This window comes from Providencia sp. PROV252, assembly GCF_033676005.1.
In the GTDB taxonomy this organism is placed as follows: domain Bacteria; phylum Pseudomonadota; class Gammaproteobacteria; order Enterobacterales; family Enterobacteriaceae; genus Providencia; species Providencia vermicola.
Genome location: NZ_CP096294.1, coordinates 237,211 through 250,228, shown reverse-complemented (window position 1 = coordinate 250,228; position 13,018 = coordinate 237,211). Strand labels below are relative to the sequence as shown.

Here is a 13,018-nt window from a genome sequence, read left to right as displayed (position 1 = left end):
ATTATTGGCAAACACTATGAAACGATTGACTATCGGCTTAATTGGTAACCCCAATGCAGGTAAAACAACCCTTTTTAACCAGCTAACAGGGTCAAGACAGCGCGTCGGTAACTGGGCTGGCGTCACCGTTGAGCGCAAGGTTGGCCGCTTTCACACGGATGACCACAAAATTGAGCTTGTCGACCTCCCTGGCACCTACTCGCTCACGACCATTTCGGAACAAACCTCCCTCGACGAACAAATCGCCTGCTACTTTATTTTAAGTGGCGAAGCTGACATGTTGATTAACGTCGTCGATGCGTCGAACCTAGAACGCAATCTCTATCTCACATTACAACTCGTTGAGTTAGGCGTCCCCTGTATTGTCGCCTTGAATATGTTGGACATCGCCCAAAGCCAACATATTGATATCGATATTGCTAAACTGGAAAAACAGCTGGGCTGCCCTGTGATCCCAATGGTTTCAACCCGTGCAACAGGTATCGATAAACTGAAAAAAACCATTGATACTCATCCAAAAAATAACCAAAAAGCCCTTGTTGAATATCCACCACAGCTATTACAAGCTGTTGATTCATTGTCTGAACAAATTTCAGCTCAACAATTTAGCCACCAACAACGCCGCTGGTTAGCCCTGCAAATTCTAGAAGGGGATATTTATAGTCGCCAACGTGCTGAAATTTCAGAAACGCAATTACAAGCCACTCGCCAGCAACTCACTGAAACATTAAATGAAGAACCTGAACTTCTGATTGCTGATGCGCGTTATCAATCTATTGCGACCATTTGCCAAGCGGCGATCAACAATAGTGCCGCTGAACCTAACCGACTGACGCAATCACTGGATAAATTTATCCTCAACCGTTGGCTAGGCGTCCCCATTTTCTTGTTTGTGATGTACCTGATGTTCGTCCTTGCCATCAATATTGGTGGGGCACTTCAGCCGTTCTTTGAAGGTGCCTCTGAGGCAATATTTATCCATGGTATTCAGTGGGTTGGTGCCTACTTTAGTTTCCCTGATTGGCTCACTATCTTCTTGGCTCAAGGTGTTGGTGGCGGTATTAATACCGTTCTGCCATTGGTACCGCAAATCGGGATGATGTACCTGTTCCTTTCCATCCTTGAAGACTCAGGCTATATGGCACGAGCCGCTTTCGTGATGGACAGATTGATGCAGGCGCTAGGCCTACCGGGCAAATCGTTTGTTCCATTAATCGTCGGCTTTGGTTGCAACGTCCCATCGATTATGGGCGCTCGTACCCTTGATGCCCCACGTGAAAGGCTGATTACCGTTCTGATGGCGCCGTTTATGTCTTGCGGCGCAAGGCTGGCAATCTTCGCGGTATTTGCCGCAGCTTTCTTTGGTAAAAATGGCGCGAGTGTCGTGTTCTCCCTGTATATTTTAGGGATTGTGGTCGCTATCCTCACGGGGCTTTTACTCAAACATACCCTCATGCGTGGCGAAGCATCGCCATTCGTGATGGAACTACCCGTGTACCACGTGCCGCACGTCAAAACGTTGTTAATTCAAACGTGGCAGCGCTTAAAAGGCTTCGTGGTGCGTGCAGGTAAAGTCATTGTTGTGGCGAGTATCTTTATCGGCGCACTCAATAGTTTCTCGTTCTCAGGTAAACCTGTTGATAACATTAATGACTCAGCTCTAGCTTCAGTCAGTAAAGTGATCACCCCTGCATTGCAGCCAATCGGTGTTCACGCCGACAACTGGCAAGCAACCGTGGGCTTGATTACGGGAGCGATGGCAAAAGAAGTGGTTGTTGGGACGTTGAATACCCTCTACACCGCCGAAGCGATTACCTCGGAACCGTTCGATGCAGAGTCCTTCAACTTATGGAATGAGCTGGAAGATGCAGTATCTGAAACATGGGATAGCTTAAAAGAAACCTTTACCCTAAGCGCGTTATCGAACCCAATCGAAGCTAGCAAAGGGGATGGCGAAATGGAATCAGGCTCAATGGGCACTATGGCCGCGAAATTTGGCTCAGGTATCGCCGCCTATAGCTACCTGATTTTTGTCTTACTGTATGTGCCTTGTGTGTCGGTCATGGGGGCAATTGCTCGCGAAACGAACAAAAGCTGGATGAGCTTCTCCATCTTCTGGGGACTGAATGTGGCCTATAGCCTGTCAGCACTGTTTTACCAAACCGCAACTTTCAGTGAGCACCCACAAAGTAGCTTAATGACTATTGTGGCTGTTGTGGTGTTTAATATTGCCCTGTTCATGTTCCTACGTCGCATGCGTAGCCGCGTGACGTTGAATATTAAAAGCAAAACCGCACAGCAGTGCTCTGGCTGCTCTAGCAATACCTGCCACTAAGGACTAAACGATGATCAGCTTGCTACAAGTGAGAGATTTGATTGCTTTATACGGGCAAGCTGACATCGCGTTACTTAGCGAGCAACTCAACACCCCAACGCCAATGATAAAAGCGATGGTGGAAAAGTTGGAAAGCTTAGGAAAAATTGAGCAGGTGGATATAAGCGCCTGCTTAACGGGCTCCAGCTGCAAAGGCTGCCCAGAAAGCACCGACTGCGCCCATTTTGTTTATAAGATGAAATAAGCCACAACCTCAGCGGCTTACTCGCTTTACTCTTCCAATCGGCTTTGAAAATCCAGTAAATATTCACAAAACTCATCAGGGTGCGAAATAAACGGTGCATGGGCACTATTGCGCATAATCACGGATGGAGAGTTTGGATAAAGCGCATCCAACATAGGCACTATTTTTCGCGGCACTAAACCATCAAGGTAACCATAAATCCGTAAGAACGGCACAGGTAAACTCTTCAATTCTTCACGTAAATCTTCTGTTCGCAATGATTCAAGCCCCGCATTTAACGTTTCCACCGTTGGAATAGGTTGTTCAAGCACCACTGATTTTAAAGTGCGTGCATCGGTGCGGGCGCTTTCGGTACCTAAAGTTTGCAACGCTAAAAAGCGCTCAACGGTTCGATGAAAATCCGCGGCAAGCTGTTGTTCAAAGCCCAATAATACTTCAGGCCGAATACCCGCCCAATCCTCATTAGCTCTAAAGCAAGGGGAGGATGCAACGGTAATCAGCCCTTGAACTTCATGAGGGTGATCCAGTGCAATTCGACTGGCAACTAGTCCACCCAGCGACCACCCTAACCAAATGGCGTTTTTCGGGGCGTGTTCCCACAAAATATCTGCCATGGATTGAATGTTCATTGGTGCAAAATCTTGGCTCCGCCCATAACCTGGCAAGTCAACGAGATGAACACGAAAATGCGGCGCGATTCGCACAATAATTGTTTGCCAAACTTGCGCATTCAACCCCCACCCGTGCAGCAACACAAGATCTTGTTTTCCTTCGCCGACGGTCTGCCAATATAGCTTTGCCATGGTTACACTCTCTTTATTCAATCAACATTTTTTAACGGAATATCATCATGCTATCAATGGAAGGGGCATGTTGGCTATGCCATCAATCACTCAATTTAAGCTGCCAAGGTATTTGCAGTTTTTGCCTGAAAAGCTTACCGACTATGCCGAAGTGCTGCCCACGCTGTGCACTGCCCAGTGAACTCGAAACACTGCAATGCGGTCGTTGCTTAAAACAGCCCCCTGCTTGGCAACGTTTAATTACCGCCGCACCCTATCAAGCTCCATTACGTAAGCTTATTCATCACTTTAAGTTTAATCAACAATCGCAGCTCGCTTTTGCTTTAGCGCGCATTTTTGTTTTATTTTGGCTACAGGGTTACCGCGAAAATACATGGCAAAAACCCGACCTCATTATGACCATTCCCTTGCATCGTCATCGATTATGGTGGCGAGGATTTGACCACATGGCATTAATAGGCGAAAATTTATCCAGATGGTTAAATATCCCCTATTCGCAAAATTCATTACTCCGTAGTCGTGATACACTGGCGCAGATTACATTAAAACGTGAACATCGCCGAAAAAACCTAAAGGGAGCATTTACCTTAGAAACTACGGTTTCTGGCCTACATGTCGCCATTCTCGATGATGTTATTACGACAGGTTCGACAATGAATACAGCCGCACAATTGTTGATTTGTGCGGGAGCGCGCACTGTTGATGCGTGGTCACTCTGTCGCACCTTGTAGGAAAGGGGTAAATGGGCGTATTATAACCAACTAAAGCAGTCAACTATTATTGAGCAAATGATTATGATTAATATTACTGAAGCAGCACAGGCTCATTTTGCCAAGTTGTTGGAAAGTCAAGAGCCAGGAACCCAAATCCGTGTATTTGTCATCAACCCAGGTACACCAACAGCTGAGTGTGGCGTTTCATACTGCCCGCCAGGTGCCGTTGAAGCAACAGATAAGGAACTGAAGTTCGAAAAATTATCTGCTTATGTTGATGAAATTAGCGCGCCTTTCTTAGAAGAAGCCGAAATTGATTTCGTTACCGACCAACTGGGTTCACAACTGACGCTTAAAGCACCAAACGCAAAAATGCGCAAAGTCTCTGATGATGCACCATTAATCGAGCGCGTTGAGTACGTTTTACAGTCACAAATTAACCCACAATTAGCCAGCCACGGCGGCCGTGTTTCCCTAATGGAAATTACCGATGAAGGCTTTGCTATCCTGCAATTTGGTGGTGGTTGTAACGGTTGTTCTATGGTCGATGTCACCTTAAAAGAAGGTATCGAAAAAGAATTACTGAAAATGTTTGATGGTGAGTTAAAAGGCGTTAAAGACCTGACTGAACACCAACGTGGCGAGCACTCTTTCTACTAATTGCCACTGATATCTGGCACCTGTTTTTCTGCTTACAGGTGCCGTATTCGTTTTTTATGGGGTTTTCCCCGCTATATTCGGTATTTTATGGACCATTTTGAGACACTAACACCAGAGCAAGCTTATCAACATTGGTTGGAAAGCTCTGCCGTACTTGTTGATGTACGTGATCCACAAAGCTTCCGCGCAGGTCATGCTAGCGGTGCTTATCACCTCACCAATGAGTCGCTGAGTCAATTTTTAGAACAAACAGATTATGAACAACCCGTTATGGTAATGTGCTACCACGGGCACAGCAGCCAAGGCGCAGCACAATACCTGATAAACATCGGCTATGAATCTGTTTACAGCATTAATGGCGGGTTTGAAGCCTGGTTAAGGGAATATCCACAAGCCGTCACGGCGCTCTAGACGAGAAAACGCATTCATGATCCACATCACTTCCTTTGCTAACCCAAGAATGGCGCAAGCATTTGTTGACTATATGGCAGGGCAAAATATCCATTTAAGCCTTAAACCCTCCCAAGAACAAGCGCTGTATGAACTTTGGTTGGAAGATGACCAATTTCTTAATCAAGTCCGTCAAGAGCTTGATACTTTCCTGCAAAACCCAAATGACCAGCGCTACCTTGCTGCTAGCTGGCAAACAGGTAATACCGATGCGCAATTTCAATACCGCAATTTTCTCACTTGGGGTTACCTGAAAGAACAATCAGGGCCACTCACAATTGCTGTTATTCTGCTATCGATTATTGTATATCTTTGGGTAGAAATGACCGATGCTCGTGAAGTATTACGTTACTTAGCGTGGCCAATTGGAGACCAACAATCAGAACTTTGGCGTTGGATAAGCCCCGCCTTTGTGCATTTTTCACTGTCACATATTGGGTTTAACCTTGCGTTATGGTGGTTTTTAGCTGGCCAAGTTGAACGCAAGCTGGGAACAGGAAAGCTCTTTACTATTTTATTAGTCTCCGCCCTGTTTAGTAACTGGGGACAATCGCTGTTTAGCGAAAACAACTTTGGGGGCTTATCGGGTGTCGTTTATGCCCTAGTTAGCTACGTTTGGCTAACAGGTGAGCGCAACCCAGAAAGCGGCGTGAATGTTCCCCGAGGGTTAATGATTTTCTCAATTATCTGGCTCTTTTTTGGTTACTTCGATATTTTAGGGATGCATATTGCGAATGCCGCACACACTTCAGGGTTAATTATCGGCTTATTGATGGGAGTGTGGGATAATAGGCACAGCTTTATTAAACACCAGAGTTCCAGATAATACATTTTAATAATTAGAGGCTAACGCTGTGAAACAAACCCAGAGACATGATGCAATCGTTGAACTTGTGCGTCTTCAGGGATATGTCAGTACTGAAGAACTTGTCGAGCATTTTGAGGTTAGCCCTCAAACCATCCGACGAGACCTCAATGACCTCGCTGAACAAAATAAGATTCAGCGGCACCACGGTGGCGCAGCACTGCCTTCAAGCTCCGTAAACGCGGCATATCATGACCGCAAAATCATGTGGTCAGATGAAAAAGCCCGTATTGCGCAGCATGTCGCGAGCCAAATTCCTGATGGTGCGACGCTATTTATTGATATCGGAACCACGCCTGAAGCTGTGGCCCATGCGTTGGTTAACCATAAAAACCTGCGTGTTGTTACCAATAACCTAAACGTCGCCACGTTACTCATGCCAAAAGAAGACTTCCGCTTAATTTTAGCGGGGGGTGAAGTACGCTCGCGTGATGGTGGTATTGTGGGTGAAGCGACCCTCGATTTTATCTCTCAATTCAGGTTAGATTACGGCATTTTGGGCATTAGCGGCATTGATATGGACGGCTCGCTACTGGAGTTCGATTATCATGAAGTGCGTACAAAACGCGCCATTATTGAAAATTCACGTTGCGTGATGTTAGTCACCGATCACTCTAAGTTCGGCCGTAATGCAATGGTCAATCTCGGTAATATGAACTTAATCGACTATTTATTTACCGACAAACAGCCGCCAGACAGCATTATCAAAGTGATTGAGCAACATAACGTTCAATTAGAGCTTTGTTAATCAATACGTTATTCTCATGGTGGTAGTGCTAACTACCACCACTCTTAATGATATCCCTTTTCTACTTTAACTTTCTAACTGTTATTTCCTTTTTCTTTTTCGCTCAAAAATGTTTTTTCCTGCCTATATACCATTATTTTATTTGTGGTTATTGAAAAAAAATTGTTACCAATATCACGCAGTTGTTATTTTTCTTATTAATAATAGTTGGCATCACTATTCATTTTGACTACAATCAAATGAGCGAAAACGAACATTATTGAAAGTGTTTCGAACATCTCAGGGGGATGCATGGAAACTAAAGACTTGATTGTCATCGGCGGCGGGATCAACGGCGCTGGTATTGCAGCTGACGCTGCAGGTCGTGGATTATCGGTATTGCTGCTCGAAGCTCAAGACTTAGCGAGTGCAACCTCATCAGCGAGTTCAAAGCTGATCCATGGTGGCTTACGCTACCTAGAACATTATGAATTCAGATTAGTCAGTGAAGCACTGGCTGAGCGCGAAGTCTTATTACGACTGGCACCGCACATTGCGTTTCCAATGCGCTTTCGTTTACCTCACCAACCTCATTTACGCCCTGCGTGGATGATCCGTATCGGTCTGTTCCTTTATGACCATTTAGGTAAACGTGTGAGCCTACCAAGCAGTAAAAGCTTAAAATTCGGCCAAAACTCTGTGCTGAAACCTGAATTAACCAAAGGGTTTGAGTACTCAGATTGTTGGGTTGATGATGCGCGTTTGGTTGTTCTAAACGCTCAAGAAGTGGTACGTAAGCATGGTGAAGTTCGCACTCGCACAAAAGTGACTCGTGCTTATCGTGAAAATGGCTTATGGGTTGTTGAAGCACAAGACTTACGTACAGGCGAAACTCTCACTTGGAAAGCGAAAGGACTGGTGAATGCAACGGGTCCATGGGTGAAAGAATTCTTCGACGATGGCTTGAAATTAAAATCGCCATACGGCATTCGCTTAATTAAAGGTAGCCATATCGTTGTTCCACGCGCTCACGATGAACCACAAGCTTACATCCTGCAAAACGAGGATAACCGTATTGTCTTTGTTATTCCGTGGATGGATGAGTTCTCAATCATCGGTACAACAGATGTGGAATACAAAGGCGATCCAAAAGACGTCAAAATTGATGACAAAGAAGTCAGCTATTTACTCAAAGTGTACAACGATCACTTCAAAAAACAGTTAACCGTTGAAGACGTGGTATGGGATTACTCAGGCGTTCGCCCACTGTGTGATGATGAGTCTGACTCACCGCAAGCAATTACCCGTGACTACACATTAGATATTCACGATGAGCAAGGCCAAGCACCGTTACTGTCTGTATTCGGCGGTAAATTAACCACTTATCGTAAACTAGCTGAAGCTGCTGTGAATAAGCTCGCCACTTATTACCCGAACGCAGGTAGCCCGTGGACGAAAAATGGTCAATTACCAGGTGGTGATATCGAAGGTTGCGACCGTGATGGCTATGCTCGCGTATTACGCCAACATTATCAATGGCTTCCAGAAGGGATCGCACTGCGTTATGCAAGAACTTACGGCAGTAACAGCAAACTGATTTTGAATGGCGCAAACTCGCTCAGTGATCTCGGCGAATCATTCGGTGCCAACGTCTATGAAGCCGAACTACGTTACTTAGTGGAAAATGAGTGGGTAACAGAATTGGATGATGCTATCTGGCGTCGTACTAAATTGGGCATGTGGCTGAATGATTCAGAAAAACAGCGCATTGCACAATGGTTGTCAGAGCACACCTCTGCATAATCGTAAAAATCTCGTTGTTAGTACAAAGCCAGTCAACTTGAATTGACTGGCTTTTTTATATTTTAAGTCTATATGTTGCTTAAATTGATTTTCTTTGTCTATAATATGCACGGCTTTTATCCCATCACTTAACTTAGCAGGTACTCCCTACGATGAATTAAGCACTGCCAGAAAATATTTTCCAATACCACCTTGGTATTCATTTTTCTGTTCTTGGCAGGCAACGCTATTCATCGACGCTTCTTGATAAGTCAACGACGTTGTCTGCACTCTTTATTTTTGGAGGTGCCTATGACAATTGCGTGTCACTTTTCACAACTGAATATCGAATTTAACCAAACGGCCCTGTTCCCCCCTCTAAGCGGGACATTATCTTGTCAAAAAAATGCCTTAATTGGCCATAATGGTCGAGGTAAATCCGTACTCATGCAGTTACTGGCTCAAGTATTCGTGCCAACACAAGGTGATGTACATTGGAATATACCTTTTATCCATGTTAATCAACTCACCCGCTTAACAGGAGAAACTCTCGTCGATGCCTTAGGTATTACCTCGCTCTATCACGCCTTTTCTCGTATTGAAGCGGGTAATGGAACTCAACCCGATTTTGAGTTAGTCGACGACAAATGGCATTTACCGTCTCAATGGCAAAATTTGCTAGATTCCGCACGGTTGCCCGTTTCGATGGAAACCCCTATCGCCCATCTCAGTGGTGGCGAGCGCACGCGCCTTGCTCTATGTCGTGCCTTTTTACAGCAAGATAGCTTTCTACTGCTTGATGAACCAGATAACCACTTAGACACCAGAAGCCGTCAATGGCTAAGCCAAAAACTGACTGAACACAGAGCAGGTAGCCTTGTTATCTCTCATAACAGAGCATTGCTGGGTGAAATGGCAACGATTTTTGAACTCACCGAGAAAGGTTTACAAGAATATGGGGGAAATTATGCGTTATATGACACGCAGAAGAATTTCGAAATCGCGGCGATTGATGCCCAAGCTGCGCGTTTAGAAAAACGTATTAACCAAGAAAAAAAGCAACTACAAACCACGTTACAAAAAGCCGCTCAACGGAAAAAACAAGGAGAAAAAATCCGTTATGGTGGCTCTCAGTCCTTACTGCTACTCGATATGCAGAAAAACCGTGCGGAAAAAAGGCAGTCTAATGTTGCCGACCGCCATCAACGGGTGATGGATAATTTGCAAGGACAACAACAAGAACACCAAGAGAAAATACACCATATCAAGCAGCAAAAAATGGTCATTGCCTACCAGTGTGAGGGGAAAAAAGTGACGGTTTTCGCTTCCGATCTTTGCTTGCCCTATGGCCATTTATCACCTCTATCATTCACCATATACAGTGGGGAGCATTGGCATATTCAAGGTGATAATGGTTGTGGTAAATCCACCTTACTTAAAGTACTTGCAGGGCACCTGAAAGCCCAATCGGGCGAATCCCGCCTAAGTGGATGTTTTTGCTATTTAGACCAGCACCTAAACTTACTCGATAAAACGCTACCCGTTGGCGAGGCACTCCACCAACACCAGCCCATATTTACGGTTGAACAATGGCGGACACAACTAGGCATGTTACGGATTCGAGGCGATAAATCCTTGCTACCACTACAACAACTGAGTGGGGGCGAACAGCTCAAAGCCACATTATTAGCGCTGACCCATAGCCCGAATCCACCTGCGATTTTGTTACTCGACGAGCCAGATAACCATCTGGATTTAGAATCGAAGCAATTACTGGAGGATGTATTAAACAATTACCAAGGTACATTGCTATTGGTTTCCCATGATAACGCCTTTATTGAGCGCTGCAATATTACCCATACATTGAATCTTTCTAACGAATAGAATAATTAACCGCCTTCGAAAGAGGTGGTTAATTATTAGCGAATAAACGTGTTTTTAACGCGGTTAGAAACTAAAAAATACGGAATCCATAACACACAATAGAAGCTGCCATTAATCGCAGTGATAATGTTTGAGTAATTAATTTCCATACCGAATGTATAAGGGAATACAAAGCGGGCAACAAACACCATCAAGGTATATAGCAACATGGTTATGATAAACAACCACTTCGCACTTTTTTTCCATTTAACTGCTGCAATAAAAGTCCACAATAGTAATGCAATGATAACCCCATAACCCGTTTGCAATAGGTAATAACCCATTGAAAAACCTGGCACATAAAAGTCAGAGCCCACTTGTGTAGCAAGCGGCCAAACCGTTTTTACTTGAGAGACTTCTTGCATTAACATCATGACCATTTTATACAACATATAAAACAGCCCAATAACTGGCCAAATCAACCAACCACCGAGTCCTTCAAGCATTTTTTTCGGGGCCTGCGGGACGACTTGAGCGACAACCTGCTCTAATTGAACCGTGGATTGAGAATTCTCCATTTAACAAACCTTTGTATTCTGTATTTTTTCTTCAATGTATTTTTTGAGTACAGTCGCTTGATTATGTTCTGTATTTTTTGCGCTATACAATAATGTCACATGACCTTGCTCCGCCTGCTCAACTAACCTTTGCCAAGCCTCGGTGTTATTCAATTCTTCGCAATAGCGCTGCACAAATTGCTCGAATTGATCGGTATGTTGATGGAACCATTTTCGTAACTCATTAGAGGGAGCCACTTCTTTATTCCACTCATCACACTGTAAATCGATTTTTTTAATCCCTCGAGGCCATAGCCTATCGACTAAGACACGATAGCCATCATTCTTAGTCACAGGGTCATACACTCTTTTGCAATAAATCATCACTTCACCTCAATGACGGTATTTAATTCACAAAAGTATTTTTTACCCGCTTAGAAACCAAAAAATACGGTATCCAAATTGCGCAGCCAATCAGGGCACGAAAAATGTCGCGAATATCCGATGCTTCAACCTCTAAATCTAATAATGTTCCTGCCAATATAATATCTGAAATAGTCAGCACTAAAGCAAATAGCTGGAAGAAAATGTAAATTTTGATCGTGAGCTTTTTCTTCGTAAAAAAGACGTAACACAAGAAAAGCAATAAAGTATATAAAATCGCATTCCCTAAAAGCTCAAAATAGATAAGTTCTTTAAATAAGGGTATAAATGTATCGGATTGGGAGTTCGTTAACTCATCCCAATACTCAATAACCTGGATATTTTGCCCGTAAATTGCAAATGGAAGAATAATAACGGATAGCACGATCCCTAACATGGGTAAAATCAGCCAACCACCTATCCCTGTTAGTTCAGGCTTAGGAGAGGCTGGAGGGTTATGAGATGAACTGCGATCTTCAGTTTTCATTTCACTTCCTTATTCGCTGTAAACACCATGTCAGTGACGAAATAATCCATCTTACTAAGATAACATATTTGTTCACTAAAATATGAGTTACCTAATGCACCAATACACAATATATTTGGATTAAAGAAAAATCTTATCAGGTCATCATAATGCAAACATTCACTGTTAATTTACCTCTTCCACAACCTTATCGCTCTGCGGATTTTTTTGCCTTCCATTTAAGAGACCAACAAAATGTGGCAGAGATTGTTGTCGACAATTGTTTGCAAAAAGGCCTAATTTGGCAAAATCATCCCGCCAACATTCAGCTAGCCATTGAAAGCCAGCATGCAACAATTTCTTTAGATATTGATTCTTCGAATATTTCCCCAACTGAAACAGAACTCAGCACCCTTGGGAAACACTTATTGGGTTTACATCAACCCATTAATGAATTTGAAATGCACTACCTAACAGACCCAGTGCTTGGTCAACTCATTGAAAAACAAAAGGGATTAAGAATTTATCAATCCTCTAATGCTTTCGAGGCTTTAGTATGGGCGATTATTGGGCAACAAATTAGTGTCCATGCCGCTATCGCTATCCGTCGGCGCTTTATACAAGCCGTGGGCACACAGCACTCATCAGGAATTTGGTGTTTTCCTGATATCCAACAAGTGGGTTTAGTCAGTGATGATACACTCAGACAAACAGGGTTTTCATTAGGGAAAATTGTTGCTCTTAGAGCGTTATGTGAAGCAATTAAAACCCAACAGATTGATTTATCTGTACAAGTGACCCATGACAATGCCGATGTGGTAACAGAACAACTGCTCAAAATTAAAGGAATTGGCCCTTGGACGGTCAGTTATGCACTCTTGCGGGGCTTTAATTATCTCAATGGCTCTTTGCATGGCGATGTCGCGGTAAGGCGTAATTTACAAACCTTATTAAACAGCCAAGAACAACCGACCGCGAAAGAGACAGAGAAATGGTTAGCGCAATATTCCCCATGGCGGGCACTTGTCGCTGCTCATTTGTGGCGTAGTCAATCTGCAGCAGGCTATTAATTTATGGTCGATAAAAAGAAAGCCCAATCAATTGATTAGGCTTCTTTATGAACGAACAAC

General features: G+C 43.8%; 15 protein-coding genes. 10 read left to right on the top strand and 5 right to left on the bottom strand.

Features of this window, described 5'->3' with window-relative positions; all coding sequences use genetic code 11:
* Positions 1-16: 16 nt before the first annotated feature.
* Together feoB and M1F05_RS01105 are read left to right on the top strand one after the other, a co-directional pair.
* Entirely contained in the window at positions 17-2,335 is a 2,319-nt protein-coding gene (gene feoB, locus M1F05_RS01110; RefSeq protein ID WP_206085001.1) for a Fe(2+) transporter permease subunit FeoB, read from the top strand.
* Between the two features lie 10 nt (positions 2,336-2,345).
* Positions 2,346-2,579: a FeoC-like transcriptional regulator gene (locus tag M1F05_RS01105; RefSeq protein WP_206085003.1), complete on the top strand. Its 234-nt coding sequence runs from the start codon at positions 2,346-2,348 to the stop codon at positions 2,577-2,579.
* Between the two features lie 26 nt (positions 2,580-2,605).
* Here the strand turns inward: M1F05_RS01105 and bioH are convergent, their stop codons facing one another.
* Positions 2,606-3,382, bottom strand: a complete 777-nt coding sequence (gene bioH, locus M1F05_RS01100) for a pimeloyl-ACP methyl ester esterase BioH (protein ID WP_206085009.1) — start codon at positions 3,380-3,382, stop codon at positions 2,606-2,608.
* Between the two features lie 47 nt (positions 3,383-3,429).
* Between bioH and M1F05_RS01095 the strand changes: the two genes are divergently transcribed.
* The 6 genes from M1F05_RS01095 (at position 3,430) to glpD (ending at position 8,600) form a co-directional block, all read left to right on the top strand.
* Positions 3,430-4,113 (top strand): DNA utilization protein GntX, encoded by a 684-nt coding sequence (locus M1F05_RS01095; protein WP_206085011.1) that lies wholly within the window; start codon positions 3,430-3,432, stop codon positions 4,111-4,113.
* Between the two features lie 63 nt (positions 4,114-4,176).
* Positions 4,177-4,755: a Fe-S biogenesis protein NfuA gene (gene nfuA, locus M1F05_RS01090; RefSeq protein ID WP_206085013.1), complete on the top strand. Its 579-nt coding sequence runs from the start codon at positions 4,177-4,179 to the stop codon at positions 4,753-4,755.
* 87 nt (positions 4,756-4,842) lie between these two features.
* The gene (glpE, locus tag M1F05_RS01085; RefSeq protein WP_047756248.1) at positions 4,843-5,166 is read left to right on the top strand and encodes a thiosulfate sulfurtransferase GlpE; all 324 of its coding nucleotides are present in this window, start codon (positions 4,843-4,845) and stop codon (positions 5,164-5,166) included.
* Between the two features lie 16 nt (positions 5,167-5,182).
* Positions 5,183-6,031, top strand: a complete 849-nt coding sequence (glpG, locus tag M1F05_RS01080) for a rhomboid family intramembrane serine protease GlpG (RefSeq protein ID WP_206085015.1) — start codon at positions 5,183-5,185, stop codon at positions 6,029-6,031.
* A 28-nt stretch (positions 6,032-6,059) separates the two neighbouring features.
* The gene (locus tag M1F05_RS01075; RefSeq protein ID WP_206085017.1) at positions 6,060-6,818 is read left to right on the top strand and encodes a DeoR/GlpR family transcriptional regulator; all 759 of its coding nucleotides are present in this window, start codon (positions 6,060-6,062) and stop codon (positions 6,816-6,818) included.
* A gap of 291 nt (positions 6,819-7,109) precedes the next feature.
* Positions 7,110-8,600, top strand: a complete 1,491-nt coding sequence (glpD, locus tag M1F05_RS01070; protein WP_206085019.1) for a glycerol-3-phosphate dehydrogenase — start codon at positions 7,110-7,112, stop codon at positions 8,598-8,600.
* A gap of 147 nt (positions 8,601-8,747) precedes the next feature.
* Here the strand turns inward: glpD and M1F05_RS01065 are convergent, their stop codons facing one another.
* Positions 8,748-8,870, bottom strand: a complete 123-nt coding sequence (locus M1F05_RS01065) for a hypothetical protein (protein WP_272516277.1) — start codon at positions 8,868-8,870, stop codon at positions 8,748-8,750.
* Between the two features lie 21 nt (positions 8,871-8,891).
* On the opposite strand from M1F05_RS01065, the gene M1F05_RS01060 reads away from it, so the two are divergent.
* Positions 8,892-10,463 (top strand): ATP-binding cassette domain-containing protein, encoded by a 1,572-nt coding sequence (locus tag M1F05_RS01060; RefSeq protein WP_206085021.1) that lies wholly within the window; start codon positions 8,892-8,894, stop codon positions 10,461-10,463.
* A 35-nt stretch (positions 10,464-10,498) separates the two neighbouring features.
* Here the strand turns inward: M1F05_RS01060 and M1F05_RS01055 are convergent, their stop codons facing one another.
* The 3 genes from M1F05_RS01055 to M1F05_RS01045 are packed head-to-tail and all read right to left on the bottom strand — an operon-like array spanning position 10,499 to position 11,909.
* Positions 10,499-11,020 (bottom strand): DUF2569 family protein, encoded by a 522-nt coding sequence (locus M1F05_RS01055; RefSeq protein ID WP_206085023.1) that lies wholly within the window; start codon positions 11,018-11,020, stop codon positions 10,499-10,501.
* On the bottom strand, positions 11,021-11,383 hold the full coding sequence (locus tag M1F05_RS01050) for a DUF488 domain-containing protein (protein WP_206085024.1): 363 nt from the start codon (positions 11,381-11,383) through the stop codon (positions 11,021-11,023).
* Between the two features lie 22 nt (positions 11,384-11,405).
* Positions 11,406-11,909 (bottom strand): DUF2569 domain-containing protein, encoded by a 504-nt coding sequence (locus M1F05_RS01045; RefSeq protein ID WP_206085026.1) that lies wholly within the window; start codon positions 11,907-11,909, stop codon positions 11,406-11,408.
* A gap of 149 nt (positions 11,910-12,058) precedes the next feature.
* Between M1F05_RS01045 and M1F05_RS01040 the strand changes: the two genes are divergently transcribed.
* Positions 12,059-12,958, top strand: coding sequence for a DNA-3-methyladenine glycosylase family protein (locus M1F05_RS01040; RefSeq protein WP_206085028.1), 900 nt, complete (start codon positions 12,059-12,061; stop codon positions 12,956-12,958).
* The last annotated feature ends 60 nt before the right edge of the window (positions 12,959-13,018 follow it).

What these genes read in the sequence shown, in the direction of transcription:
- feoB (WP_206085001.1), top strand. Translation starts at nt 17, where the DNA reads ATGAAACGATTGACTATCGGCTTAATTGGTAACCCCAATGCAGGTAAA.
- M1F05_RS01105 (WP_206085003.1), top strand. Translation starts at nt 2,346, where the DNA reads ATGATCAGCTTGCTACAAGTGAGAGATTTGATTGCTTTATACGGGCAA.
- bioH (WP_206085009.1), bottom strand. Translation starts at nt 3,382, where the DNA reads ATGGCAAAGCTATATTGGCAGACCGTCGGCGAAGGAAAACAAGATCTT.
- M1F05_RS01095 (WP_206085011.1), top strand. Translation starts at nt 3,430, where the DNA reads ATGCTATCAATGGAAGGGGCATGTTGGCTATGCCATCAATCACTCAAT.
- nfuA (WP_206085013.1), top strand. Translation starts at nt 4,177, where the DNA reads ATGATTAATATTACTGAAGCAGCACAGGCTCATTTTGCCAAGTTGTTG.
- glpE (WP_047756248.1), top strand. Translation starts at nt 4,843, where the DNA reads ATGGACCATTTTGAGACACTAACACCAGAGCAAGCTTATCAACATTGG.
- glpG (WP_206085015.1), top strand. Translation starts at nt 5,183, where the DNA reads ATGATCCACATCACTTCCTTTGCTAACCCAAGAATGGCGCAAGCATTT.
- glpD (WP_206085019.1), top strand. Translation starts at nt 7,110, where the DNA reads ATGGAAACTAAAGACTTGATTGTCATCGGCGGCGGGATCAACGGCGCT.
- M1F05_RS01060 (WP_206085021.1), top strand. Translation starts at nt 8,892, where the DNA reads ATGACAATTGCGTGTCACTTTTCACAACTGAATATCGAATTTAACCAA.
- M1F05_RS01055 (WP_206085023.1), bottom strand. Translation starts at nt 11,020, where the DNA reads ATGGAGAATTCTCAATCCACGGTTCAATTAGAGCAGGTTGTCGCTCAA.
- M1F05_RS01050 (WP_206085024.1), bottom strand. Translation starts at nt 11,383, where the DNA reads ATGATTTATTGCAAAAGAGTGTATGACCCTGTGACTAAGAATGATGGC.
- M1F05_RS01045 (WP_206085026.1), bottom strand. Translation starts at nt 11,909, where the DNA reads ATGAAAACTGAAGATCGCAGTTCATCTCATAACCCTCCAGCCTCTCCT.
- M1F05_RS01040 (WP_206085028.1), top strand. Translation starts at nt 12,059, where the DNA reads ATGCAAACATTCACTGTTAATTTACCTCTTCCACAACCTTATCGCTCT.